The sequence below is a fragment of the Nitrosospira sp. Nsp1 genome (genome assembly GCF_900100985.1).
Classification (GTDB): Bacteria; Pseudomonadota; Gammaproteobacteria; order Burkholderiales; family Nitrosomonadaceae; genus Nitrosospira.
This window is the reverse complement of the sequence record NZ_FMUF01000009.1, coordinates 36,519-62,175: the sequence shown is the minus strand read 5'-3', so window position 1 is coordinate 62,175 and position 25,657 is coordinate 36,519. Positions and strand designations below refer to the sequence as shown.

Here is a 25,657-nt window from a genome sequence, read left to right as displayed (position 1 = left end):
AGCGTATTATGAATGCAACCGTTTTAAATGCAGCACAAATCCCTTTGCCCTTTTCGAGCAAAACAGCCCATGTGGACGAAGGGGCGGTCAAGCCTCTGCCTGAATCCCGAAAAATTTATGTACATGGCTCCCGCCCTGATATTCAGGTGCCGATGCGGGAAATCAGCCAATCCGATACGCCTGCCAGCATGGGTGCGGAACAAAACCCGGCAATTTACGTTTACGACACTTCTGGCCCATATACGGATCCGGCGGTAAAGATCGACATCCGTTCCGGCCTGGCTCCCTTACGTGAAAAATGGATAGATGAGCGGGGCGACACGGAAATTCTCTCCGGCCCCGCTTCCGCTTATGGCAGGCAGCGCCTGTCCGACCCAAAGCTCGCTGAAATGCGCTTTGACTTGAAGCGCCAGCCCCGCAGTGCCAAGGCCGGGGCAAATGTCACGCAAATGCATTATGCGCGTCAAGGCATCATTACGCCGGAAATGGAGTATGTAGCCATACGTGAAAATCAACGTTGCGAACACCTGAGCAATCAACATCGGGAATTACTCACACGCCAGCATCCCGGGCAGGATTTCGGTGCCTTTCTGCCCCAGCATATCACGCCGGAATTCGTACGCGATGAAGTGGCTAGAGGTCGCGCCATCATTCCTGCCAACATCAACCATTCCGAATCCGAACCGATGATCATCGGCCGCAATTTTCTGGTGAAAATCAATGCGAACATCGGTAACTCGGCACTGGGCTCAAGCATCCAGGAAGAAGTCGAGAAAATGACCTGGGCTATCCGCTGGGGCGGAGATACGGTAATGGATCTTTCCACCGGCAAAAATATTCATGAAACTCGTGAGTGGATAATCCGCAACAGCCCCGTTCCCATCGGCACCGTGCCAATTTACCAGGCGCTGGAAAAAGTCGATGGCAAAGCGGAGGATCTCACCTGGGAAATTTTCCGCGATACGCTGATCGAACAGGCTGAGCAGGGCGTGGACTATTTCACCATCCATGCCGGCGTACTGCTCGCCTATGTCCCAATGACGGCAAAACGGCTGACCGGCATCGTTTCGCGCGGCGGCTCCATCATGGCCAAGTGGTGTCTCGCGCATCACAGGGAAAGTTTTCTGTATACCCGCTTCGAAGAAATCTGCGAAATCATGAAAGCATATGATGTGAGCTTTTCCCTGGGAGACGGCTTGCGCCCCGGTTCGATTCACGATGCCAACGATGAAGCCCAGTTCGCGGAACTGAAAACCCTCGGCGAATTAACGCAGGTCGCATGGAAGCATGACGTGCAAGTGATGATCGAAGGTCCGGGCCATGTTCCCATGCACTTGATCAAGGAAAACATGGATATGCAGTTGAAATACTGCGCCGAGGCTCCGTTCTATACGTTGGGGCCGCTCACTACCGACATCGCGCCTGGCTACGATCATATTACGTCCGCCATCGGCGCTGCAATGATCGGCTGGTATGGTACGGCAATGCTGTGTTATGTTACGCCAAAGGAACACCTTGGCCTGCCGGATAAGGATGATGTAAAAGATGGCATTATCACTTATAAAATTGCCGCTCACGCGGCAGACCTGGCGAAGGGCCATCCCGGTGCGCAGATTCGCGATAATGCGCTTTCGAAAGCCCGCTTCGAGTTTCGCTGGAATGATCAGTTCAATCTTGGCCTCGATCCCGACAAGGCAAGACAGTTCCATGATGAAACTCTGCCGCAGGAAGGCGCCAAACTTGCCCACTTTTGCTCGATGTGCGGCCCCCACTTCTGCTCGATGAAGATAACCCAGGATGTGCGCGACTATGCCGCACAGAAAGGTGTTGGCGAAAATGAAGCCTTGAAAAAAGGCATGGAAGAAAAAGCGGTCGAATTTGTGGCAAAAGGGACGGAGATTTATAACAAGCTGTAATGGTGATGGCGCATTGCGCTCATCCTGCCATAGAGCCGACCGTTAAACAGGAAGCACTCGTCTCTCCCGGGAAACGGGAATGAAAAGTCTTCTCTAAATTATTCGCTGATCGGTTCTATGGCAACTTCAAGAAGTATTTTCAAGCCTGAAGCAGGCTTCGATGCGATAATGCCGAAAAAAATAATCAGCCGGATAAATCGCAACCTATATGTCGCCATTGGAAAAACCCATTGCCTGGTAACACTTTGACTTACCCGCTTCCGCTCGTGCTTATCCGGCACTTAATTCGTTTGGCCGGATAATCGCATATGGACTGGTTCCTGTTCCTCAAGGCCCTGATCCTCGGCATTATCGAAGGCCTGACCGAATTTCTCCCGATTTCCTCTACCGGCCATCTCATCCTGGCGGCTGATCTGCTCGACTTCAATGACGATAAGGGAAAGGTATTCACGATTGTCATTCAACTGGGCGCCATTCTGGCGGTATGCTGGGAATACCGCGTCAAGATTCGTAGCGTAGTTGCGGATGTGGGTTCGCGTCAGGATGCAAACCGCTTCGTGCTCAATCTTTTCATCGCGTTTCTGCCTGCCGCGATTCTGGGTTTATTGTTCATTAAAACCATCAAGCAATATCTGTTTCATCCAGTACCCGTGGCAATGGCATTTATAATCGGCGGAATTCTAATTCTGTGGGCCGAGCGCAGGCAACATGTGGTGGAAGTTGAACGGGTGGAAGATATGGACTGGAAACACGCGCTGAAAGTCGGATTAATGCAATGCCTGGCCTTGATACCAGGCACCTCGCGCTCAGGTGCAACGATTATTGGCGGACTCTTTTTCGGCTTATCGCGCAAGGCTGCCACCGAGTTCTCTTTTTTCCTGGCAATACCCGTGATGTTCGCGGCCACCTTCTACGATATTTTCAAAAATCGCGATATTCTCCATTTCGATGATATCGGCGTATTTTTTATCGGCTTCGTGGCCTCCTTCATCAGCGCATTATTGGCTGTACGGGGATTATTGCGCTTTATCAGTCACCATGATTTCACCGTATTTGCATGGTATCGCATCGGATTCGGGATCATTGTGCTAATCACGGCTTATTCGGGAATGGTCAAATGGTCAGCGGCTTGAACTGAAGCCCGTCGACTTCCTGAATCCGGACGCGGAGGTCGGCTCAGCCTTGTATCCAAGGTAACCCTGCTGCTTTCCACCCCCCTTTGGTACCACGATGGCCGGTTGCGTCTTTCTCGCCTTCAAAACCTTCGAGAATATTGTAGCAATTTGCATAGCCCGATTCGGTGGCGGTAGCCGCAGCCTGATGTGATCGGCCTCCGCTGCGGCAGATGAACATCACCAGCGATTCCTTGTCCACCTGGCTGGAAAGATAGTCGATGAAGCTGGAGTTGGGCCGCATCCCAGGATAGGACTGCCACTCGATTTCAACCGCACCCGGTATTCTCCCTACCCAATCCCATTCGGCTCTGGAACGCACGTCCACCAATTTTGCTCCGGGCGCTTCCTGCAGCAGATCAAGCGCTTCACCGGGCAACAGTGCCCCTTCGTACGGCAAATCCATTTCCCTGGCACGCTGTTGCGCCCTCTCCAGTATTGCAGTGATGGTTTCCATATGGTTTTCCAGAATAACGGATTAAAATGCAATGGTAATCCATTTTCAAGCGGGTGTTTACCTAAAAACTTTATGTATCGGATAGGCTTCATAGCGAGCGCCACGGCAGCACCCGCGATTCCCCGGCATCTTTTCCAAAGATATCGGGTCCCGGGTAGATTCGGCTCGACATCTTGAAAAAATGGAAACGTTCCTGCTGATATAATGTTACCTTTAACCTAGATAATCCATTAGGACGCGAGATGATGGCGAGACAGGTTGCGAGACAGTTTTGCCGGTTGAGAGAAGTCCATAGCTTGGTCTATGGACGCCGAGCAAGCGGCGAAAATGGCCGCAAACTGACCGCCAGCACTCGCGTAGGCTCGCAGAGCCGCCTAATGAATTATCTGGGTTTATACTTATGTCCTTTAATTCAAGACAGTCTTCATGGAGAGAAATATGGCGGTACCCGATGTTCTGAAAATGATCCAGGACAATGAAGTCAGGTTCGTTGATTTAAGATTTACGGATACCCGCGGTAAAGAACACCATGTAACGCTTCCCGCCCATGCCATCGATGCGGACAAGCTGGAGGATGGTCACGCGTTCGATGGTTCCTCCATTGCCGGCTGGAAAGGCATTCATGCCTCCGACATGCTGCTGATACCCGACCCCGAAACGGCGAAAATGGACCCGTTCATGGACGAGGCGACAATGTTCATGACCTGTGATGTGGTGGAGCCTTCCGACGGCAAGGGCTATGACCGCGACCCCCGCTCGCTGGCGAAACGCGGTGAAGCTTACCTTAAATCGACCGGCATCGGCGACATCGCCTATTTCGGACCGGAACCTGAATTCTTCATCTTTGACTCCGTTATCTGGCATGCCGATATGTCCGGCTGCTCGGTAAAGATCGAATCCGAGGAAGCAGCCTGGAGCTCGGCAGTAAAATACGAAGGGGGCAATACCGGGCACCGCCCCGGTATAAAAGGGGGATATTTTCCCGTTCCTCCGGTTGATTCCTTGCACGATATTCGTTCCGCCATGTGTCTTGCACTGGAAGAACTGGGTATCGAAGTCGAAGTACATCATCATGAAGTCGCGACTGCCGGACAGTGTGAAATAGGTACCAAGTACAGCAGCCTGGTGAAGCGCGCCGACTGGACCCAGGTATTCAAATATGTCGTGCACAATATCGCGCACTCTTACGGAAAAACGGCGACTTTCATGCCGAAACCCATCGTCGGCGACAATGGTTCCGGCATGCATGTGCACCAGTCGATCTGGAAAGCCGGACAAAATCTATTTTCCGGAAATGGTTACGCGGGCCTCTCGGAAATGGCGTTGTATTATATAGGCGGCATTATCAGGCATGCCAAAGCCCTGAACGCCATTACCAATCCGGGTACCAATTCCTACAAGCGCCTGGTTCCCGGTTTCGAAGCACCGATCAACCTTGCTTATTCGGTAAGCAACCGTTCCGCCGCAGTGCGTATTCCCTACGCCAACAGCCCCAAAGGAAGGCGCGTCGAAGTGCGTTTTCCCGATCCGACCGCTAACCCTTATCTTGCTTTCACTGCATTGATGATGGCCGGGCTGGACGGTATCCAGAACAAGCTTCATCCAGGTGACCCCATGGACAAGAATCTTTATGACCTTCCACCCGAGGAAGCCGCCAGGATTCCCAACCCTTGCGCCTCGCTGGATGAGGCACTGGATAGCCTGGATAAGGATCGCAACTTTCTTACCCGGGGTGGCGTGTTTTCGAATGATATGATAGATGGCTACATCGAACTCAAGATGGAAGAAGTGACGCGGTTTCGCATGACCACCCATCCGGTCGAGTTTGATATGTATTACAGCTTATGAGGATGAAGCCCGTTCGCCCCTGATTCCACAACCGCCGAACCAGCCTGGATGGTACCTGACAGGACATAATAATCGATGAACATCCTTATTGTTACGTTACTCGCCGCACCCATGCTCATGCTTGCCGGATGCGGCGAGAAAGCGCCGGCGACCGCCGCCAAAACGGAAGCGCAGACCCGGTTGCCGGATGAATTCACATCGGAAGCACAAATTCCGAGCATCCTGGAAAATGAGCTGACCCCGGAAGAAAAATCGGCGATATTAAAGGAAATCATGCCGGGGGGCTCGGAGAATGAAGCGACGCCGGAAGAAAAATTCCTGCAATTAAGGAAAGATGCCGAGGCTGGCGATGCCAAAGCCCAAAACGGACTGGGCGTCATGTACTACACCGGGGAAGCCATATCCAAGGATTCATCCGGTAAAATCCTGAGCAATGACCCTGTTACGGCTGCTGCCTGGTTTCATCGATCCGCTGCGCAGGGATATGCGGATGCCCAGTTCAACCTCGGGCTGATGTACGCAAATGGTGAAGGTGTCGCCAAAGACCCGGTCAAAGCGGTGGAGTTATTTCAAAAGTCGGCTGAGCAGGGCAATGTCGATGCCGAAAACAACCTCGGGGTGATGTATTTCGCCGGCGAAGGAATAGCCAGGGATACCGATAAAGCCAAGGAATGGTTCACGAAAGCCGCCGCCCAGGGAAATGCTGATGCAAAGGCCAACCTTGATGCAATGAAATAAAACGAATTGAACCCCGCCTCCATCGAGATCATTGGCGCACTGCTGTTTGGCGTCGCGCTGATCCACACCTTCTCGACCAAATATTTCGAGCAATTGGCGCATCGCCATCCCGCTCACGCAGGCATCTGGCATTTTCTCGGCGAAGTCGAGGTTGTTTTCGGCTTTTGGGCCATGGTCCTCGTCATCATGATGTTTGTCACGGACGGCAGGCACGCCGCCATCGCTTACCTCGATCGACAGAGCTTTACCGAGCCTATGTTCGTGTTCGCCATCATGGTCATCGCGGGCACTCGCCCGATCCTGCAGTTCGCCATGCTCAACGTAAAAACGCTCGCGCGGCTTATTCCCTGGCCGGAGGGCAGCGCGTTCTACTTCATCACATTATCGTTTGTTCCTCTGCTGGGCTCATTTATCACGGAACCGGGGGCCATGACGTTAGCCGGACTGATTCTGCTTGAGCGTTATTATTCCAGGGGGATTTCCACCCGGCTCAAGTATGTCACGCTCGGTGTGCTGTTCGTCAACATTTCCATCGGTGGAACAATGACATCCTTTGCCGCACCGCCGGTTCTCATGGTGGCGGGCAAATGGGGATGGGACACCACCTTCATGTTTACTACATTTGGCTGGAAGGCAGCGATCGGCGTGCTGGTGAATGCCTTGGCCGTCACTTTCCTGTTTCGACATGAATTATCGGGATTAAAAAATGAAGCGCGCGCCACACATGCCAAAGTCCCATTACCCGTGGTACTTGTGCATATCGTATTTCTGGCAGGCGTGGTAGTGTTTGCGCATCACCCTGTCGTCTTCATGGGGTTGCTGCTCTTCTTTCTGGGCTTTGCGAGTGCCTATGAGCGCTATCAGGACCGGCTGATTCTGCGCGAAGGATTGCTGGTGGCTTTTTTTCTTGCCGGGCTGGTTGTCCTTGGGGGACAACAGAAGTGGTGGCTGCAGCCCTTGCTGTCTGACATGGACAACACTGTGCTTTTTTTTGGCGCCACTCTCCTTACCGCGATCACCGACAATGCAGCGCTCACTTATCTGGGTTCTCTCCTGGAAGGCACGAGCGCAGAGTTCCGATATTCGCTCGTTGCCGGCGCCGTTACCGGCGGAGGGCTTACAGTCATTGCAAACGCACCGAACCCGGCAGGCTTCTCCATATTGAAAGGTTCGTTCAGAGATGGAGCAATACATCCTTTAGGCTTGCTGGCAGCCGCACTTCCGCCCACGATCGTAGCCATTCTTGCATTTCGCCTGCTTTAAACCTAAATCCGGTAGTTGATCGCTCACTTAATAAATCAGTGCCCATGCGGTAGTGCAGATTCGTCGTTCTTCAGCGCATTCAGGCTGTCATTCTCCGAGCGCAATATTTCGACTTGTTTACGCAGGCGGCTTATCAGAATTCGCTCATGCAACATCGTGGGGACCGTAATCAAGGCACCGATGAGCGTTCCAAGGCCGAAGCAGGCAGCAATCACAGAGGAAAGCGACGCATCGATGCGCCACAGCAAGAATACAACGCTTACCGCCACGGCGTTCTGAACCGCGAACATGACAATCAGAAAAACAATGATGAGCGCGACAATCAGTTGTAATTGCATGACAGCTCCTTCCCGGGCGAATGCTCGCTTCCTGGTGCTACGCAATGCCCTACCTGGAGGAAAATCAAGCGGCGATCCCGAATATCGAAATCCGCCGAATACTCGATATCGGCGCGATACCCCAGCATCAGTGGCACATTGAAGTGCGGCCCCATGCAGAGTTAACAGGACAGAAACTTTTTCCGGGTATGTATCAAAAAACTTCTTTCAGACCGAGGGTCAGGTATACGCCACGCGTTAGCCCACCTTAAATGGTCTTCCTCAAATATATTACCCCCGAACTTTACGAGTGAACCCGATCTCCATCCATTTCTTGATGCGGTTGGCGTCACCGATACGTGAGTTCTTTCCCCAGGAATCAAGCAATACTATGATAATTGCTTTACCCGTTATGTTAGCCCGCATGACAAGACAGCGTCCGGCTTCACTAAGAAAGCCCGTTTTCGATAAATCAATATCCCAACTTCCGCTACTCACCAGGCGGTTGGAATTGACGAACTGCATGCTGTGGTCTTCATCTGCAAACGCCACCGCATGCGCAGCGGTCGTCGAAAATTCACGAATGACATCGTAGTCATGCGCAGCGCTCACCATTTTTGCCAGATCACGCGCAGTGGAAACGTTGGCACTATTCAGCCCAGTGGAATCAACAAAATAGCTATTGCCCATGCCAAGCTCGAATGCCTTCAGATTCATTGCGGCAACGAACGCATTGATGCCCCCGGGATAGGTGCGCCCCAGCGCTGCCGCGGCACGGTTCTCGGAAGACATCAATGCCAGCCGCAGCATTTCCTGGCGAGTAAGGCTTCCCCCAACGCGCAAGCGCGAGCGGGTATTTTTGAGAACATCGATATCAGCGGCTTCAATGACGATTTCCTCATCCAGAGGCAATTTCGCATCAAGCACAACTATTGCTGTCATGAGTTTCGTGATGGAAGCGATCGGCATCACGTTATCCGCATTTTTGTTAAAAAGGATATGCCCATGCTGAGCGTCCATAACCAGGACCGAATGCGATCTAAGATTCAGCCCACCCTTCTGTGCGAAAGCCCCGCCAGTAAAGGCGAACATGAGGCAAATCACCAAGATAACTTTTTTCATTTGTCATTATCTGCCAGAAAATTCATCCGCCCCCCGCGGATTGGGAATTTGCGCGCAGTTAAGTTAACAAATATCGCGTAATAGGGAAAGGACTTTATAGCAATTGGGAGCGGTTAAACCTGAGACGAGAGCGCTATTGACGGTGAGCCGCAAGCTCATCCTTCAATCAGTGATCCGTTGCTCATCGGTATCCGATAACCTTTGATAAGCGCCAGCGAGGCACACTCGAGCGGAAGGGGTCGTGAAAAATAGAAGCCCTGCATTTCGTCGCAACCGTGCTTTATCAGGAAATCAAGTTGCGATCTGGTTTCAACACCTTCAGCTACCACCTTCAGCCCCAGGCTGTGGGCCAGCTTGATCATCGCCACGGCGATGGTTGCATCGTCGGGATCGGTGGTAACGTCCCGGATGAACGCGCGGTCAATCTTGATTACGTCCAACGGAAACCGCTTGAGGTAGGCAAGACTTGAGTAACCCGTACCGAAATCATCCATCGATATCTGCACACCGAACGCTTTCAGGTTTTGCAGCGCATTGGCGGTTGTTTCGGCTTCTTTCATCAATATCGACTCAGTCAACTCGAATTCCAGCAAATGGGGATCAATTCCGGTGACCTGCAGAGTCTTTCCAACACACGAATCGAGGTCTTGCTGCTGAAACTGCCGTGCCGACAGATTGACCGATATCGGATACAAGGAAAGCCCTTGGTTCTGCCATGTTTTTATCTGTTCACAGACTGTTCGCACCACCCATTCGCCAACTGAAACAATCAGTCCCGTATCCTCGAGCACTGAGATGAACTGAAGCGGCGGCACGAGCCCATGCGTTGGATGCTGCCAGCGCAGCAACGCCTCAAAACCGGTGATTTCGCCACTGACCAAACTTGCCTTCGGCTGATAGTGCAGCACGAACTCGCGCCGCGCGAGCGCACCACGAAGCTGAGTTTCAATTTTGAGGCGGGCTACTGCGCGCTCATTCATCTGCGGCAAATAGAAGCGATAAATGGCTGGGCCCTGCTCTTTAGCCTGGAACATCGCCGTGTCGGCATTCCTGAGCAAGCCATCCGCATCCGTACCATCTCCCGGATAAATGCTGATTCCAAGACTCGCTGAAATATAAATTTCCTGCCCTTCCAACTCGAAGAGCAGCGAGAGAGCACTAATTACCTTTTCTGCAACCAGGGTTGCGTCTTCGGCCTGAGCCAGATCGGTCAGAATGAACGCAAATTCGTCTCCACCCAATCGCGCAACCGTATCGCATGAACGCACGCATCGTTGCAGCCGTTGCGCAACCTGAACCAGTAATTTATCGCCAGTGCTGTGACCCATCGTATCGTTAACAATCTTGAAGCGATCCAGATCAGCGAATACGACACCTACCCGGCATCGGCTACGTTGCGCATGCTCCATCGCCCGCCTGAGACGATCGAGGAAAAGGCTTCGATTGGGTAACTCCGTCAGGGGGTCGAACTGGGCCAGATAGGTGAGGCGCTCCTCTGTAGCCTTACGGTCGATAGCAGTTGCAATAATATTGGCCAGGCTCTGCAAGAAGTTGATACTACCCGACGTGAAGCGGAGCGCTTCGCGGGAATAGGCCCCCAGTATACCGTACGGGCCGCCGGCGCCTGAGATAAGCACATCGGCACTACTGCGGATACCATGATTTCGCAGAATATTCGAAGGCTTGAAACGGGTTTCGGCGTGGAAATCTCCTACGATGACCGGTTGGTGACTCGCGAGAACAAACCGGTTCTGGCTGTTTTCATAAGTGAATGATATTTTGCGGCCTATCCAGCCGGCTTGCCAACCCGAACCTGCCTTGAGTACAAAAGAACGTAAATCCGGCGCAAGCTGGAGAACCTTGCAAAAATCGATGTTCAGGCCCTGGGAAACAATTACCGCAGCCTGATCCCATAGCTCGTCAAGATCGGCGCTGGCGAGTGCCCGTTGCCCGAACGCTGCAATAAGGCCCTGCTGCATGGCGTGCTCCTGAATTGCCAGTTCGGTCTGCTTGCGCTTCGTAATGTCAATGGCCGTGCCTACTATTCGTAGGTCGTTACAGTTCGTGCTCCATTTCACCGCTTTGGCGATATGCAGGTGACGTATGGTTTCGTGCCCGCGCAAAATCCGGAAATCAAGCTGTGCACGCCCATTTTCCGCACTGATTTTTTTTAGTTGCGCTTCCTGCTTGGGCAAGTCGTCGGGATAAGTATAGGATCTCCAGATTTCATACGTGATTGCGCTCCCGCGTGGGGCGCCATAAATCTCGTACATGCGATCGTCCCAGATGATGTTGCCGGTAACCGTGTTCCACTCCCAAATACCTATCGCGGCGGCTTCAGTGGCAAGAGAAAGCCGGGTCCTTTCTTCCAGTAAAACCCGTTCTCTGCGATTTGATTCGGCCCGGAGCCAGACATTTTCGATGACAGTGGGCAACCGTTGAAGATAACCCACGCTTTTCACCACATAATCAGCGGCGCCCAATTTGAGAGACTGCCGCGCAATTTCTTCGTCGCCGGAACCGGTAACCAGAATGATCGGCAGATCAAACCCGCGCACCTGGCACAGCTCCTTCAAAATATCGGTAGCGGAAGCACCGGGCAAATAATAGTCGAGTAGAAGAACGTCAATGGCAGCATCCGGACCGGAGGCTGCAAAACGCTGAAAAACCTGCTCTGCTGTCTGAACCGATTCAATGTGCAGGTGTGGAGCGATGGAAGCCAGTTCTCGCTTGGCCAGATCGATTTCATGAGCATCAGGTTCGACGTAAAGAATCCTGAGCACGGCGGCTCTTCTATAGGTTTCCGTGCGAAACTTGTCGAATGCAGCACGCAGCACCAGCGCCAGCGTTTCAAGGAAGCCGTCACGCTTTATGACGTAATCGTCCGCGCCGGCCCGGAGTAATTCGACTAATACCTCTTCGTCGCTCGAACCGGTAAGCACGACGACGGGAAGCGGCAAATGCTGACTGCGAACCCGCGCCAGCAACGTTCTACCACTGCCATCAGGAAGATTGAGATCGGTCAGGATCAGATCGTAGCGAGGTGAAACATCTTCCTCCGCTCTCGCGATCACGGGGGTTTCCAGACTGGTTCCATAAATTTCATGGAACCGTTCGATCCGCGCCAATGCCTCGGCCAGTGTCCCGACTACGTCCAGTTGAATATCCGGCGCGCGTCTCTTCAGCTCCAGCCGCACCAGATCGGCGTCCAGCGCATTATCCTCCAGATAGAGGATTCTCATTATGCCGGCTTTGAAAAGCTATGCATATTGAGAACTGTCCAATAGAGCTCGATCTGCCGCGCCACATCAATGAATTTTTCAAAATCCACCGGCTTCACGATGTAGGAATTTGCACCAAGCAAATAGGCTTTACGAATATCATCATCCTCGGCCGAAGACGTAAGAACCACGATTGGGACAGTTCCGATATGGGGGTGCGCCCGAATGACGCTCAGGACTTCCAATCCGCTGATTTTTGGGAGCTTCAGGTCGAGCAGTATCACGGAAGGCACGGGATCTCCTGCCCTCCAGCCTGCCACGAAATCAATTGCTTCCTGACCGTCACGCATTACTTCGAGGGGATTGGCCAGATTGTGCCGGATAAACGCGCGCCGGGTCAGGTCCACATCCATTGGATTGTCTTCAATGAGCAAGATTGGCAACGTAGTATTCATCGATAGTTATTGCTAATCCAGCTCGGAAACAGCTGAAGTCACTGCTGTAGCGGTACCGTATAGAGGTAATTTGAGATAAAAGACCGACCCACCGCCCAGTTCGCTTTCTGCCCAGACGCGCCCTCCCATCCGCTCCATGGCTTTGTGCACCATTGCAAGCCCGATACCCGTTCCGGGGTAATCCTCGGCTCGATGGAGGCGCTGGAATATCTCAAAAATCTTGTGGTAAAAACGCATATCGAATCCAATTCCATTATCCCGAACCGAGAGGATGCAGTAACCATCCGCAGGCTGCGCAAGAATTTCGATAGCCGGTTCAAGGACAAATCGGGAAAACTTGAGCGCGTTATCGATCAGGTTACGCAATGCAATTGCGAGACCATCCGGATCGGCACTAATGCGCAAATCGTCGACTTTGACCGTTAGACGCACATTTTCAATGCTGTCCTTGAACTGGTCCAATAGCTGGGGCAGGAAGCTGGAAAGCCTAACGGCCGTTGTAGACAGTTTTCGCCGTTCAAGCTTTGAATAAGAGAGCAAATCTTCAATTAAACTGCTCATGTGCGTCGTTGCCACACCGACATTCTTCAGAAAACCCCGGCCTTCCTCATCAAGACACTCGTGGTAACTTTCGAGCAGAAGACGGCTATAGCCCGCTATCCCGCGAAGGGGCGCCCTGAGATCATGCGATACCGAATAACAAAAATTTTCCAGCTCTTTGCTCTTGGCCACGAGCTGAGCAGTGCGCTCATTGACTTTATGCTCGAGGTTTACCTTGGCATCCCGCAGCGCTTCTTCCGCACATTTACGTTCGGTAATATCCTTGATCATCATAAACGCCAGGTCTTTATCATTGCCATACTGCAAGATTGCGCCGGAATAACTGAAGATACGCGTCCATTCTCTATCCAGGCGCCTGACGCGCAGCTCCAGATCATGCAGCTGCTCACCCCCGAGAATGCGTGCCAGCGGCCAGTGCTCGATAGGCAAAATGGCGCCCTCAACAGTGGATAACTCATAGAGCCGTGCAAAGCTGCGTAGATTGATCAAGACCCCTTCCGCATTACCGATGTCATGCATCCTCAGTGCTGCCGGGTTCCAATGCAGTAATTTTCCGCTTGAATCCGAGATCACAAGACCTTCACTCATGCTCTTCATCACCACCTGAAGCTGTTTTTCAGTTGCGCGCCGCGCTTTCTCCTCCAGCCTCTGATCGTTTACATCGGTATTGGTACCAAGCCATTGCACTACTCGGCCTTCCGCATCCTTTAACGGCTCCGCCCGTGTCAGGAACATCCTGTATTGCCCATCCGCGCCGAGTAGGGGAACTTCCATGGCAAACGCCTGCCCGGCGACTGTAGCTTCGTTCCATTTTTCTATTACCCCAGGCAGTAGCGCTGGATCATGCACCCTGCGCCAGCCCCAACCTTTCATTTCTTCGGGCGTTGTGCCTGTGTAGTCATACCAACGCTGGTTGTACCAAGACCTGGATCCATCGGCTTCCGATATCCATGCGAGCTGCGGGATGGTATTGGCAATGATTCGAAAACGCGCCTCATTTTCCTGCAACGCTACCTGGGCACGACGGCAGTTCGTAATATCCAGCATAATGGCAAGAATTTCTCTGCGGTCTGATTGCGTAACCAACTGCAGGTGGACTTCGGCTGGGTAAAGGGTGCCATCGGCACGCAAGCACATCGTTTCGAAAATCAGAACCTCTTTTTCGCCATTGACAAGTGGACTGATCATGGTTCGGAACGACGCTTCGTCCAGTTCCGGCTGGATGTCGAGTAGCGTCATCAGGGGTAGCTTATCCATGTCATAGCCCAGATTGCGCCGTACACCCTTATTCAAATAGTGAAAATGCAAGGTCTGAGCATCAAAAAGACAAATCTCGGTCAAACTTTGATCGAGAATATCGGCAAGTCTGGCGTGCGCATTCTGTATTTGCATAGCCCCAGCTGTGTCATATCGGGCCCCCGAAGCGCCCGCAACACTTTTTGCCCAGCCTTTATATGAAGATGTCATTAAGAAAATCTGGAGCTACCGGGAAACCTGGCTGGCTCAGATAATAATCCGGAGAAATAACAGCACTATGAAACCCTAAAACAAGGTGTGTGAATAGCTGTAAGATTTTACAGCTTGGCAGGTGAGAATCAGTTCGAGAATCCCTCGCACAGGAGGAAGAAAATGCCACCCATGATCCCGCATCGATAAATTCCTGCCGATAATGAGCGAGAATGATTTTCTAACTACAATAAGCGAGAATAAGTGCTTTTCCCGGAAGAGTAAGGTATAAGCCGTAACCCATAACTACAATCCTTCATACCTCTCGGCCGTTGCGCTTCGCTCGAGCCATCTTGCCGAAAACGGTATCGGTCTTCATCTTATAATCCATCTATTTAACAAGCGGACATATCACCCGTTCGGAGATAAACATGCAAGAACTTCATGCAACCTGGACCGCGCTAACGCTCGGCGGATTTACTATTTTGCCGTTGTCTCTGCTGGCCGTCATCGCTCTGGCCATTATGCTGGAGAAGGGATTTGTCTATTGGCGCTACGCTCGCCTCTCGCACGATCTGCTGAACCTCGTCGAAACCTATGGCTTTGAATGGCACGACCTCGAAAAAATACTTTCGGGCCTGGATGAGCGCCACTACTACAAGCGATTTTTCGAGGTCGTAATCAGCAATCGCCACCGTCCATCCTGGTGGACTGAATCTCGGGCCGCGGATGAAGCCCAACTGATAGAAAAATCCCTCGCCCGCAGGCTATGGTTTCTGGAAACCACCGTTACCGCCGCGCCCCTGCTCGGACTCGTAGGGACGGTTATCGGCATGATGCGCGCATTCCAGATAATCGGCGGCGAGGGCATCGTCAATCCAACCGCTGTAACGGGCGGCGTGGCTGAAGCGCTTATTGCGACTGTGGTCGGCCTGATAATCGCGCTGATTTCCCTCTTTGGATTCAATTACTTCTCTGGTTTGCAATCACAGACTATGGATGAGATGGAGCGTTTGGGTACGCGCCTGATCGACCATATCCGATTAGACCAGGAGGGCGACCATGAAGCTGCGTAAACCGAGGGTTTATCGCAAAGGCCGAATCGAGATCATCCCCATGATCGACGTGATGTTCTTCCTGCTTGCCACATTCATGCTGGCGTCATTGTCGATGCAGAATCTGGATTCCCTTCAGGTAAACTTACCCCAGGGGAAAGCCGAAAAGCTCCGTACCAAGGCACCTGTAACGCTGACGCTGACAAGCGACAGCAAAATCTTCATTAACCAGACGTCCGTTACCCTGGAAACACTGGCCGATACGCTGAGGCCATTACTCGAGGATTCCGAACAGAAACTGGTGGTATCCGCAGATAACGATGCGCCGCAGGGTATCGTCGTGCAGGCGATGCTGCGAGCCCGGTCCGCTGGCGCGCAGCACTTTTTGATTGCGGTCAAGCACCAGTAATACATGCTGACACTGAAGTCCAGGCCGAAGGAAGTCCAATTCTGGTGGCCCGTGCCGCTAGCGGTCATCATTTGGGTGATCATCATCTGGGCATTCGGATTTCTTTTTGCGTCTTCAGAGGGCGAGACCGAAACGCCACCGCCGATCGAAGCAAGCTTTGTTGAACTGCCTGAAGAAAAGCCCGCACAAAAGGCGTTGCCGGTTCCCCAGAAGAGCACCAAAATTCCTCCCCCTGTCAAGCCTCAACCACAGCCTAAGCCGCCGCCACAGCCCCGCCTGGGCGCCGAAAAAGCGGAACCCGTGAAACGTCTCGCTGAAAAAGGAACCGTAAAAAGCGAGGCCCGGGCGGATAGCTCATCAGCCGCAAAGACAGCGCCAGATTCAGCGCAGCCGAAAGATATGCTGGCCTATATGAATGAAGCGCGGGAACGCCGCCGTGCGGGTGGAATCTTCGAGGATGAACCCAAGGAGCCGGAAGCTGCCGAGCGCGAACCTTCCGCGGAAGAGCTCAGGATGGCGAACGTCATGCGCAACCTTAAAGAGCCCGGCGCAAGCGGAATATTCCAGATCATAAGAATGGGGCCGCACAACGCGCAATTCCTGTTCCGCGCTTGGAAACAGAACAGCAACATCCCGCGGCGGGAGCTGATCGAAGTGAATGCCGGACCCGGTGTAGATATCCAGCGTGCTGTCGTCCGGAAAATGATCGAGCTGATCCGTGAGTATCACAAAGGCGATTTCAATTGGGAGTCATATCGTCTCGACCGGGTCGTTGTCCTCTCGTCGCGCCTGGAAGACAGCAAGGGACTGGAGGATTTCCTGATACGCGAATTTTTTGGCGACAGCGAGGCACCGGTTCGACGACGGTAGCAGTGGAATCGAGAACAGGTATCCAATGAATTGAATGATTGTGCAAGCGGTAGGGGCGTCAACAAACGCCCGCGGAACGTTTGGCGATTATCGGCTGCACGTTCGCTTCATTGATGGGCTGGACCTTGTCAAACCTTCCGGGTGGACGTTTCAACTCGATTACGCCCCGCCTTTTTTGCTCGATAAAGCGCCTCATCAGCGGCTGAGATGAGCATGCCCGCATCTTCGCATTGTCCGTAGCCCGTAGCGACGCCCAGGCTCACAGTCATGGAGATTTCTCCGAACCGACTGTTAACAGGCTCTGCGCTGATAGAACGACAGATTCTTTCGGCAAGGGCTTCAGCCTGACTCCCGTCACAACCCGATGCTATGATGAGAAACTCTTCACCGCCATAGCGCCCGATGCGGTCATAACCATGCAATGCAAGTCCCATGCGCCGGGCTGCCTCTTGCAATACCTCGTCGCCTGCCGGATGCCCATAAGTATCGTTGACTCGCTTGAAGTGATCGAGGTCCGCTACGATAACGCTTGTGCAGGTACCTTGGCGCGGCCCCCGCTCCAGCTCCTTTTGCAAATAAGCCATGATTGCGCCTCGATTCCATACGCTGGTCAGATGGTCATGCGTTGCCTGGATATGCAACCTGCCATGTAAACCCAGTATCCGTTCGGCGACCCGTAGCCGGGCTGCCAGCTGTTCTTCATCGAATGGTTTGGTAATGAAATCATCGGCGCCTGCGTCCATGCCTTCAAGATAGCTGCCCTTGCTGTCCAGCGACGTAAGAAGAATAACGTAGGTATATTGCAGGCCAGGTTCTCCGCGAATCATTCTGCACAACTGCAAACCATCGATATGCGGCATCATCCAATCAGATATGAGTAGAGGATACTCGCCCTGTTGCCAGGTTTCCCAAGCCTCGTGCCCATCCTCTACAGCCGTTACCGTATGCCCCAATTTTCTGAGGGTAGCGCTGAACAAAAGGCGTGAGGTGGTATCGTCTTCCGCAATGAGTATTTTCATGATGGATCCGTATCCGGCGGGAGCAGGCAATTTTCCGCAATCTCGCTCTTGACACGTTCAAATTCGCCTTCGATTTGTTCTATCAAAACCGCAGCTCCGCTCATGCTGCCTGCTTTACCCAAGAGTTCCAGTTGTTGAGCAATATCCGCCATGTGATGTGCACCGATATTCGCACTGGCACCTTTGAGAGCGTGGGCGGTCTTGCGCAGAAGTTCAGGATCGCCTCCATCAAGCGCATTTTGAAGCTTGTTGAGGCGTTCGACCCCATCGCTCAGGAACGACGTGAATATCTGCCCGATCAAGGATGGCTCCGTCGCTTCTGCCAATGCGCGCAAACGGGCAATGACTGCCGGGTTCAATGCGGAGGAAATGTCCGGGAGAGATGAGGAGACTGGAAATGGAGGGCAGTCAGGTGAATTAGCGCTGCCCGCCTTTTCATCACTCCTTGTTATGTGCTCTTGGGCTTCACACCTATGTTGCAGTTCTTTACTGGGCACCCAACGTGTCAATGCCGCGGCAAAATCTTCCTGCGTTACCGGTTTACTGATGTAATCGTCCATGCCTGCGAGCAGGCACCGTTCTTTATCGCCATGCATTGCCTGCGCCGTTACCGCAACGATGGGGAGCCTCGATTTAAGGTCGGGCCGGCGACGAATCGCAGCAGTGGCTTCAAAACCATCCATCTCGGGCATTTCACAATCCATAAATACGATATGATAGGAAAATGCATCTATCATCTGCATTGCTTCCCGGCCACTGGCAGTGACATCTACATTACAGCCCAGATTCCGCAGCATCATTGCTCCGACAATCTGGTTAGTAGCGTTGTCCTCTGCAAGCAGCACGCGCGTACCGGCAAATGGGCGTTCCAGGTTGTGGGCCGACTGTGTCTCACGGGTTTCAGGGAGAGAAGACTGACTACTGATGAGGCTTACAGACCGCTGGTGACAGTGTGCGTCCCAGATGCTCACCAGAGTCGACAATAGTTCTGATTGCCGCGCCGGCTTGACCAGATAGGCCGCAAAACCAACCTTCTTGAGCCGCTCCCTGATATCGCCTTCTTGTCCCAGCGAACTGAGCATCACTAATTGTATGTTGTGGAGCAATGGATCCGCTTTAATGATTTGACCCAGCATTTCTCCGTCCATCTCCGGCATTTGATAATCAAGGATCGCGATCTGATACGGATCGCCTGCAGCATGGGCCTCGCGCAACACCCGGAGTGCTTCCACACCTGATACGCAACTCCCGATGCGCATCTTCCAGACGCGGAGTTGCTCTTGCAGCACCAAACGGTTAGCTGAGTTATCGTCCACGATCAACACACGAACACGTGCAAGCTCAACATGCGGTCTCGTGTCGACCGGCTGCTCTCTCTGTAAAGGCAGACGCAGAGTAAACCAGAAGGTCGATCCAACGCCAACCCGGCTTTTTGCAGCGATGGTGCCACCCATCAACTTAACCAATTGCTTGCTGATAGCCAAGCCCAGACCGGTACCTCCGTAACGTCGTGTAGTGGTGTTATCGGCCTGCGTGAATTTGTCGAACAGGCTCTCCAGTTTATCTGCCGCGATGCCGAGTCCGCTATCCTCCACGCTTATACGGAGCGAGACGTCGTCTTCGCCGAGTTCGTCGGCCTCCACATCGATGAGTACGTGACCCTTGTCAGTAAACTTGATGGCATTGTTGGCCAAATTAGTCAGTATTTGACGGATACGCCCCAGATCGCCAAATACATAGCGCGGCACATCCGGCGGATAACGCACTATTACATTTACATCTTTCTTTCTTGTCGGCTGCATGGCAATCATACCCGCCACCTCTTCAATAGCCTGAAGCAGGTCAAACGGAGCAGGCAAAATAACAAGTTTTCCTGCCTCGATCTTTGAAAAATCAAGAACGTCATTGATAATGGTCAGGAGTGTCTCGCCGCTGGCACGTGCCAACCCTGCCAACTCGCGCTGTGACGCCGTTAGTGAGGTATTCAAAAGCAGGCCGACGGTGCCGAGCACGCCATTCATGGGCGTGCGGATTTCATGACTCATATTTGCGAGAAACTCGCTCTTGGCACGGTTCGCCGCCTCTGCTGCTTTTCGGGCTTTCTGTAGCTCTATCTCAATATTTTTCCTCGCTGTAATATTCTGGCCCGAAAAGTAGAATTCCCGAACATCCTGTATTGTCGCCACGTTCCATAAAACCCAGCGGGAGGAACCATCCTTGCAGCACATCTGGCTTTCAAAGGAAACGGGAATGCCGGTCATAAGCTTATCCAGCTCTGCCGTAGTATCCGCACGTGAACTGGAGAAGACGAAGTCTATGAACGGCCGAGACAGCAGTTCCTCCGGTGAATAGCCAAAAACCTTGGCCCAGGTTATGTTCAATCGTCTGAAGTAACCATCGAAGCCGCTGATGGCAAGAAAGTTGAGAGATTGATTAAAGTAACGGTCTCGTTCAGTTTGAGCGGCGGTAAAGGCACGGGAAAGATTACCGATCTCGTCATTTGAGTCAATCCGGAACTGAACGGCTTGGTCCACGTCTTTGATATTCCGCGTCTCATCTTCGAGCTGCACGAGATTTTGTACTTTTCGTCGCACAACCCGATACGAAACAGCGAGCCAAACCATGAAAAAGGCGAGTGTGAGAAAGACGGCGTAAACATAAAGGGTAGAGCGGCGCTCGGCCGCAACTACGGCACGGAGCGTGCGCTCGTCGAACAGCTCGTAAAATTCGTTCACCAATCGCATGATCCCGGCCTTTGCAACATGATAGCTTTCATCATACAAGAGGCGACGGGCCAACTCGGGATCGGGTGTGCCCTTCACATTAAACTGGCCGGCCGGATCCTGAAACCGCCCTTTCATCGCACCAAATGCCTTGCGCTCCGGCTCCATCAACAGGCGTGAACTGTTTTGGGCTTGCTCGAGCTTTGCAAGCTCTGCCGCCGTGAATCCGAGCGCTTCCATTCTCGATCTCAGTGAGAGCTTGCGCCCAGGACCCGGTCGGAAGCCCGCATCACCAATCATGAGGTCCCAGTAACCGCGCTCATAGTGCGGCGGGCGCTCGTGGCCGCCGTCGCGGATCGCAATTATATCCAGGTACATTCGTTCAAACTTTGGGTTGCTGGTGGCCACGTAGGCACGAGCCATGCTCGTCAGGTCGTCGGAAGACCGGCGCAACTCATCCGCGGCAAGGAAGGAAGCGTAGCGAACATTCAGGGCATCATCCAGTTTCCGGTTCTCCAGGAAGCGAAGCGCAATAAATAAGGTAAGCAGGGAGATAAGCACCCCTGTCACAAAGTAAAATATGTAACTCATTTTCCGAATTGTCATTGATCTCCTTCTGTTTTGCTCTGGCTCCATCGGGCTGCTGCGGCGCGTGGACTTGTGATCTAAAGGTGGCTCAGTTATTAACGGATGTCTAATTCGAATCCTGTGCCGATTTACGCGGACGGGAGCAATTACGACCGATCTCTCGGACAGCATCCTGACCGCGACGTAAGAGCAAGTCCGTAATGGTTATATGCTTGGCCGTTGCACCCAACCTGAACATGGCGACGGGTGGCATCGCTGGCCGCCAGCTATTTATCGCATGCTGGCAAAAACCGGCTTATCGAAGTCACAGCAGAGGAAATTTCGCCTGAGATGCTGGACCCTCTGGGTTTAAAGCAGAGCCATTCCAGTCGATGAAGAAAATATGATCCTTTACGGGCTATCCGGTCCACTCTCATACGGCGCAACGTGCTTCGCTTATTGGGCCAGTCCCAGGCGGAGTCCGGTTATATCGTCTATTCCCCGTCCTTCGTTACATCATTGCCTTTCAGATACTTGTCCAGAAACTCCAGTATCCGGCGGTTGGCCTCGATCTGATTCTTCTTCTTGGTGAAGCTGTGGCCTTCATCCGGAAAAACGATATATTCCACCGGGACATTATTTTTTTTGACGGCTTCCACGATCTCATCGCTCTCTGCTTTGACCACGCGAGGATCGTTGGCACCCTGGATAACCATTAAAGGCTTTCTTATCTCCCTGGCGTGAAAAAGCGGCGAGGTGGCGACGAGGATATCGATGTCATTTACAGGATCGCCGATCTCATCATAAATCGCCTTACGGACCGATTCCCAGTAGAGCGGTATGCTTGCCAGCGTTCGCAACCAGTTGCTCACTCCAAAAATATCAATGCCCACTTTAAAAGCCTCGGGGCGAAACGCTAAAGCTGAAAGCGTCATATAACCACCATAGCTGGCGCCCATGATGCCGATGCGCTCATGGTCAATGTAGCCGAGGCTGGCCAGGAAGGTCTTGGCCTCTATGCAATCCCAAAGGGGCTCACGCCCGTGCTTGCGATTAGCTGCGGTAAAAAAGGTTTTGCCATATCCGGAGCTGCCGCGGTTGTTGATACCCAGCACCGCATAGCCGTGGTTCACGAGATATTGGATCTGCGCGTTATATCCGCGCATCGTTTGCCCGCCCGGACCGCCATGGACATAAATAATGGCGGGCACCTTGTTTGTCGCGGAGGCTTCGTGCGGCTTGTAATAAATAGACGGTATGACCATTCCGTCGAAAGACCTGAAACGGACCACCTGCGCATCCACCAAGTCCAAAGGGTCGATTTCCTTGCTCAAGCTCTGGGTAAGCTGCTGAAACTGCTCCGTATTGAAATCGTGAACGAACAGGTTATCGGGAGAGCGATCCCCATTCACGTAGAACGCCATGCGGGCGCCACTCTGCGAAAAGACGACGCCCCGGATTTCTCCCTCAGGCAGTGACAGCGACGGGAGAGCCAAGGGTTTCTCTTCCTCCGCTGCGCCCTCGCCTGCCACAATCTCCACAATCCGAACCACCACGCTACCGTCCTGATTGATTGCGGTAACCCGAAATCGTCCATTCCTGGAGAAATAGGTGTTGATCACATTCCAATCGGCGCTTTCATGATCTTTGACCACTCTGGTGGTCAAGTCATAGGTGCACAGACGCTTGAATTCGCTTCCCTCATTGGTGAGAAAAAATAGTTTTTGCGAAGCCGGGTCGAAAGTCTCGGCTTGCAAGCTGATGGCGCCCTCATGAGGGGTCAGGTGTTTTACGTGCTGCCGGGTGGCATCGAACAGGTAAATATCGCTATCGGATGTGGTATGTGCCCTGTTCAGTGCAATCCATCGCTCATCGCGGCTGATGGGGCCAAGGTCGAATCCTTCCTCGTTCCTGTATATTAAAACGCGGGCATAAGTCCGGGCGTCATACCGGTACAGATCAAAGAACCTGGGATCCCGCTCATTGCTGGAAACAAAAAACGCGCTTCCATCCGGCCTCCACCCCATGAATTGCGCCTTGAGCCCATCTCCCGGCGTCAGATCTTTTTCCGAACCGTCTGGAGCAAGCAGAAAAAGATGATAATTCTCATCGCCCCCTTTGTCCCTGGTAAACAGCACCCGGTCATCGTGGGGGAAAAAACTGACGGAAAATGTACTGTCTGATGCGGACCGGGTCAGAGGCTCTGGCGGGCCTCCCTCTACCGGCAGCGTGTAAGCGTTGAAGATACCCGATGCATTGCTGCTGAAAAGAATGCGCTTCTCGTCAGCGCTGAACGAAGCGCCGGCTATAGAAATTGTCGCCATGAATTGCTCAATGGTATAGCGTTTCATGTAAGGATAGGCCTCATTGATAGGTATGCCGGCGTTCTCGAGAACACAGGCAGCGGAAAAATGAAGCACGCCCGATTTGCGCCGACACAAGAACTTTACAGGATATGCATCAGCGTTTTTGCGCTTTCGCGCCGATAGCAGCGTGGTGAGAGGTCGTGTCGAGAATAATACAAATAATTTCGGATAGAGTATCTTTAGTAATGATGAAGGCCGACCGATATGGCGGCGCCCGGCGATAACCGTTTACTTGATCCCGATCACCATCAAGTCCGCCCCGGCCAACGGCTCTACACGCATGGTGGAAAAGCCGGCTTCCTGCATCCATCCTTTGCAATCGGCACCCGTGTAATCGAAGCCTCCCGGCGTCTCCAGCAGCATGTTCAGGCTCATCATTAATCCAAATGCGTTCTTTGAACGGTCATCGTCGATGATGGAGTCATAAACGATGAGCGCACCGCCTGCGGGAACCGCATCATACGCCTTGCGGATGAGCATTTTTTTCGTGGGCAAGTCCCAGTCATGCAGGATATGCCCCATCAGCACGACGTCTGCCCTGGGCAGGTCATCCTTAAAAAAATCGCCGGATATGAACACGACCCGGTCCGCGACACCCGTCGCCACGGCATACTGCTGAAAGACCGGTTCAACTTCCATCCGGTCGAACCCCAGGCCGCGCAAGTGAGGGTTCGCAAGCGCGATCTGCACAGCGAGGTCTCCCTGGGCGGTACCGATATCGACGAAGGTCTGGTACCTTTGCCAGGGGAAAGCACTCGCGATGAGCGTATTAGACGCGTGGCTGACGCCGGTCATGGCCGTAAGAAATTCCCTCAAGCCCGCAGCGTCGCCATAAAGGGTCTCGAAGAGATCCGCTTCATTATTCTTGCATTCGTTTTGCGGTTTGCCAGTGCGGAGCGCTTCGGTCAGGTTATTCCAGATCGGATAGAGGCGGCGATTTGCCATCTCGAGGATGCCACCGATGTATGAGAGTTTCTTCCGGTCGAGATACAGATCGGTCTCCGGCGTATTGCTATAACGATCGCCCTCCCGCTTCAGGAAACCAAGCGCTACCAGCGTATCAAGGAAATCGCGCGACGCACGAGGATGCAGACCCAACCGTTCTTGAAGTGAATCAAGGTTCACCGGGCCTTGCGCCAGTTCCGTGAAAACCCCTATCTCGACAGCGCAGAGTAAAGTTTTAGATGGCCAGAAGGCCATGCCGGTCTGCAAAATATTTTCGGGAGTAAGCTGCTCTTCCATAGATTCTCCAGATGAGGTAAATGACGATTACGGGAAGCTAAAGCCGTCCCGATAGGCTGCGCTTCAGCTGCACCTGGGGGCTTCGTTACATTATCCTACCACTCCGCTATCGGACTTTTTATATTCGGACCAAGACATCCAGCTAACCATGAGTACCGACGCTGAAACCCGATAGTTCAATTGCCAAGGCGCGACAAGTTAAAGCATCAAGTAGCATCCTTACATTTTATTTCCCATAAAAGCTCCCTGGTTCCAGATTCCGCTTCTATCGATTGCAAAATCACAGGCGTTTGCTCATTGATGAGTATGTATTGTGATTTACATATCTTATTAGCACGATTTGTCAATGTTCTGATTGCCCAATCCCGACTTATTTGACAAGGTTTATAATTGGTCTTGATGAAATAGTGCATCCCATCATTTAATTTCTTTGAAGTCTGCTCATACTCGGGTGAGCTAGCACAACCCGCGAACAAGGAAACCACCAGCAAACCGACTGCAACACGTTTCATATTTCTCCTTTCAGAATTTAATAACCCGGCTCATAGCCCTGCTGTCGCTCCCGGTCATATTCCCGCTCATGGCGTTCGGCTTCCCTGGACCGACACTCATTTTGCTGGCGGTCGCTCAGTCGACTCATTGAACCGATAACAGATTTCCCACCGATCATACTATTCGAGAAGCTCGCGCCATGTTGCGTGCGGACGAGGCTTGTAATCGTTAAGATCGTGCGATCGGTCGGGATAGTCAACCTTGAGTCTTTCCGCCGCTAGGTCGATTGCTTCATCCAGCCATTGTGCCATAACAGTGATTGGACCGGCCGGGGCCTCGGATGAGTCGATCGGATGAAAAGTGATTTTGTATTCACGCATAATTATCTCCTTATCTGG

20 protein-coding genes are annotated in these 25,657 nt (G+C 52.6%); 8 read left to right on the top strand and 12 right to left on the bottom strand.

The window, feature by feature from the left end:
• Nucleotides 1–8 precede the first annotated feature (8 nt).
• On the top strand, nt 9–1,916 hold the full coding sequence (thiC, locus tag BLP78_RS07530; protein WP_090458081.1) for a phosphomethylpyrimidine synthase ThiC: 1,908 nt from the start codon (nt 9–11) through the stop codon (nt 1,914–1,916).
• 308 nt (nt 1,917–2,224) lie between these two features.
• Nucleotides 2,225–3,049: an undecaprenyl-diphosphate phosphatase gene (locus BLP78_RS07525; protein WP_025041918.1), complete on the top strand. Its 825-nt coding sequence runs from the start codon at nt 2,225–2,227 to the stop codon at nt 3,047–3,049.
• Between the two features lie 43 nt (nt 3,050–3,092).
• On the opposite strand, the gene BLP78_RS07520 is transcribed toward BLP78_RS07525, so the two are convergent.
• Complete coding sequence (locus BLP78_RS07520; RefSeq protein ID WP_090458079.1) at nt 3,093–3,545, bottom strand: rhodanese-like domain-containing protein; 453 nt, start codon at nt 3,543–3,545, stop codon at nt 3,093–3,095.
• Nucleotides 3,546–3,983: 438 nt separating this feature from the next.
• On the opposite strand from BLP78_RS07520, the gene glnA reads away from it, so the two are divergent.
• The 3 genes from glnA (at nt 3,984) to BLP78_RS07505 (ending at nt 7,394) form a co-directional block, all read left to right on the top strand.
• Complete coding sequence (gene glnA, locus BLP78_RS07515; RefSeq protein ID WP_090458078.1) at nt 3,984–5,393, top strand: type I glutamate--ammonia ligase; 1,410 nt, start codon at nt 3,984–3,986, stop codon at nt 5,391–5,393.
• A gap of 75 nt (nt 5,394–5,468) precedes the next feature.
• Entirely contained in the window at nt 5,469–6,131 is a 663-nt protein-coding gene (locus tag BLP78_RS07510) for a tetratricopeptide repeat protein (protein ID WP_090458076.1), read from the top strand.
• 6 nt (nt 6,132–6,137) lie between these two features.
• Nucleotides 6,138–7,394, top strand: a complete 1,257-nt coding sequence (locus BLP78_RS07505) for a putative Na+/H+ antiporter (RefSeq protein WP_090458074.1) — start codon at nt 6,138–6,140, stop codon at nt 7,392–7,394.
• 35 nt (nt 7,395–7,429) lie between these two features.
• On the opposite strand, the gene BLP78_RS07500 is transcribed toward BLP78_RS07505, so the two are convergent.
• From BLP78_RS07500 to BLP78_RS07480, 5 genes are all read right to left on the bottom strand, one after another.
• Nucleotides 7,430–7,732: a LapA family protein gene (locus BLP78_RS07500; protein ID WP_090458072.1), complete on the bottom strand. Its 303-nt coding sequence runs from the start codon at nt 7,730–7,732 to the stop codon at nt 7,430–7,432.
• A 270-nt stretch (nt 7,733–8,002) separates the two neighbouring features.
• On the bottom strand, nt 8,003–8,833 hold the full coding sequence (gene pbpG / locus BLP78_RS07495; protein ID WP_090458070.1) for a D-alanyl-D-alanine endopeptidase: 831 nt from the start codon (nt 8,831–8,833) through the stop codon (nt 8,003–8,005).
• A 155-nt stretch (nt 8,834–8,988) separates the two neighbouring features.
• A complete protein-coding gene (locus tag BLP78_RS07490) occupies nt 8,989–12,075 on the bottom strand; it encodes an EAL domain-containing protein (RefSeq protein ID WP_090458068.1) in 3,087 nt (1,028 codons plus the stop codon).
• The gene (locus tag BLP78_RS07485; protein ID WP_090458066.1) at nt 12,075–12,509 is read right to left on the bottom strand and encodes a response regulator; all 435 of its coding nucleotides are present in this window, start codon (nt 12,507–12,509) and stop codon (nt 12,075–12,077) included. Before BLP78_RS07485 ends, BLP78_RS07490 begins: the two co-directional genes overlap by 1 nt.
• Before the next feature lie 12 nt (nt 12,510–12,521).
• On the bottom strand, nt 12,522–14,462 hold the full coding sequence (locus BLP78_RS07480; RefSeq protein ID WP_256330159.1) for a PAS domain-containing sensor histidine kinase: 1,941 nt from the start codon (nt 14,460–14,462) through the stop codon (nt 12,522–12,524).
• 485 nt (nt 14,463–14,947) lie between these two features.
• Here BLP78_RS07480 and BLP78_RS07475 point away from each other — a divergent pair, with 485 nt between their 5' ends.
• From BLP78_RS07475 to BLP78_RS07465, 3 genes are read left to right on the top strand one after another with little or no spacing between them, the layout of a single operon-like run.
• Nucleotides 14,948–15,592, top strand: a complete 645-nt coding sequence (locus BLP78_RS07475) for a MotA/TolQ/ExbB proton channel family protein (protein WP_090458064.1) — start codon at nt 14,948–14,950, stop codon at nt 15,590–15,592.
• The gene (locus tag BLP78_RS07470; RefSeq protein ID WP_025041929.1) at nt 15,579–15,980 is read left to right on the top strand and encodes an ExbD/TolR family protein; all 402 of its coding nucleotides are present in this window, start codon (nt 15,579–15,581) and stop codon (nt 15,978–15,980) included. Before BLP78_RS07475 ends, BLP78_RS07470 begins: the two co-directional genes overlap by 14 nt.
• Nucleotides 15,981–15,983: 3 nt before the next feature.
• Nucleotides 15,984–16,850 (top strand): hypothetical protein, encoded by an 867-nt coding sequence (locus tag BLP78_RS07465; protein WP_090458062.1) that lies wholly within the window; start codon nt 15,984–15,986, stop codon nt 16,848–16,850.
• 128 nt (nt 16,851–16,978) lie between these two features.
• Here the strand turns inward: BLP78_RS07465 and BLP78_RS07460 are convergent, their stop codons facing one another.
• The 6 genes from BLP78_RS07460 to BLP78_RS07435 form a co-directional block, all read right to left on the bottom strand.
• A complete protein-coding gene (locus BLP78_RS07460; protein WP_090458059.1) occupies nt 16,979–17,869 on the bottom strand; it encodes a GGDEF domain-containing response regulator in 891 nt (296 codons plus the stop codon).
• Nucleotides 17,866–21,198, bottom strand: a complete 3,333-nt coding sequence (locus tag BLP78_RS07455; protein WP_090458057.1) for a PAS domain-containing hybrid sensor histidine kinase/response regulator — start codon at nt 21,196–21,198, stop codon at nt 17,866–17,868. The genes BLP78_RS07460 and BLP78_RS07455 overlap by 4 nt, the downstream gene beginning before the upstream one ends.
• Nucleotides 21,199–21,653: 455 nt before the next feature.
• Nucleotides 21,654–23,483: a S9 family peptidase gene (locus BLP78_RS07450; RefSeq protein WP_256330158.1), complete on the bottom strand. Its 1,830-nt coding sequence runs from the start codon at nt 23,481–23,483 to the stop codon at nt 21,654–21,656.
• A 270-nt stretch (nt 23,484–23,753) separates the two neighbouring features.
• A complete protein-coding gene (locus tag BLP78_RS07445; RefSeq protein ID WP_176752813.1) occupies nt 23,754–24,767 on the bottom strand; it encodes a methyltransferase in 1,014 nt (337 codons plus the stop codon).
• A 206-nt stretch (nt 24,768–24,973) separates the two neighbouring features.
• Nucleotides 24,974–25,279 (bottom strand): hypothetical protein, encoded by a 306-nt coding sequence (locus tag BLP78_RS07440; protein ID WP_090458055.1) that lies wholly within the window; start codon nt 25,277–25,279, stop codon nt 24,974–24,976.
• A gap of 159 nt (nt 25,280–25,438) precedes the next feature.
• Nucleotides 25,439–25,639, bottom strand: coding sequence for a hypothetical protein (locus BLP78_RS07435; RefSeq protein WP_090458053.1), 201 nt, complete (start codon nt 25,637–25,639; stop codon nt 25,439–25,441).
• Between the last annotated feature and the right edge of the window lie 18 nt (nt 25,640–25,657).

Coding starts and splice junctions, on each gene's coding strand:
- BLP78_RS07450 (WP_256330158.1), bottom strand. CDS start 23,483: ATGGCGACAATTTCTATAGCCGGCGCTTCGTTCAGCGCTGACGAGAAG.
- BLP78_RS07460 (WP_090458059.1), bottom strand. CDS start 17,869: ATGAAAATACTCATTGCGGAAGACGATACCACCTCACGCCTTTTGTTC.
- BLP78_RS07455 (WP_090458057.1), bottom strand. CDS start 21,198: ATGACAATTCGGAAAATGAGTTACATATTTTACTTTGTGACAGGGGTG.
- BLP78_RS07500 (WP_090458072.1), bottom strand. CDS start 7,732: ATGCAATTACAACTGATTGTCGCGCTCATCATTGTTTTTCTGATTGTC.
- glnA (WP_090458078.1), top strand. CDS start 3,984: ATGGCGGTACCCGATGTTCTGAAAATGATCCAGGACAATGAAGTCAGG.
- BLP78_RS07475 (WP_090458064.1), top strand. CDS start 14,948: ATGCAAGAACTTCATGCAACCTGGACCGCGCTAACGCTCGGCGGATTT.
- BLP78_RS07490 (WP_090458068.1), bottom strand. CDS start 12,075: ATGAGAATCCTCTATCTGGAGGATAATGCGCTGGACGCCGATCTGGTG.
- BLP78_RS07485 (WP_090458066.1), bottom strand. CDS start 12,509: ATGAATACTACGTTGCCAATCTTGCTCATTGAAGACAATCCAATGGAT.
- BLP78_RS07470 (WP_025041929.1), top strand. CDS start 15,579: ATGAAGCTGCGTAAACCGAGGGTTTATCGCAAAGGCCGAATCGAGATC.
- thiC (WP_090458081.1), top strand. CDS start 9: ATGAATGCAACCGTTTTAAATGCAGCACAAATCCCTTTGCCCTTTTCG.
- BLP78_RS07510 (WP_090458076.1), top strand. CDS start 5,469: ATGAACATCCTTATTGTTACGTTACTCGCCGCACCCATGCTCATGCTT.
- BLP78_RS07525 (WP_025041918.1), top strand. CDS start 2,225: ATGGACTGGTTCCTGTTCCTCAAGGCCCTGATCCTCGGCATTATCGAA.
- BLP78_RS07520 (WP_090458079.1), bottom strand. CDS start 3,545: ATGGAAACCATCACTGCAATACTGGAGAGGGCGCAACAGCGTGCCAGG.
- BLP78_RS07465 (WP_090458062.1), top strand. CDS start 15,984: ATGCTGACACTGAAGTCCAGGCCGAAGGAAGTCCAATTCTGGTGGCCC.
- BLP78_RS07445 (WP_176752813.1), bottom strand. CDS start 24,767: ATGGAAGAGCAGCTTACTCCCGAAAATATTTTGCAGACCGGCATGGCC.
- BLP78_RS07480 (WP_256330159.1), bottom strand. CDS start 14,462: ATGCAAATACAGAATGCGCACGCCAGACTTGCCGATATTCTCGATCAA.
- BLP78_RS07440 (WP_090458055.1), bottom strand. CDS start 25,279: ATGAAACGTGTTGCAGTCGGTTTGCTGGTGGTTTCCTTGTTCGCGGGT.
- BLP78_RS07435 (WP_090458053.1), bottom strand. CDS start 25,639: ATGCGTGAATACAAAATCACTTTTCATCCGATCGACTCATCCGAGGCC.
- pbpG (WP_090458070.1), bottom strand. CDS start 8,833: ATGAAAAAAGTTATCTTGGTGATTTGCCTCATGTTCGCCTTTACTGGC.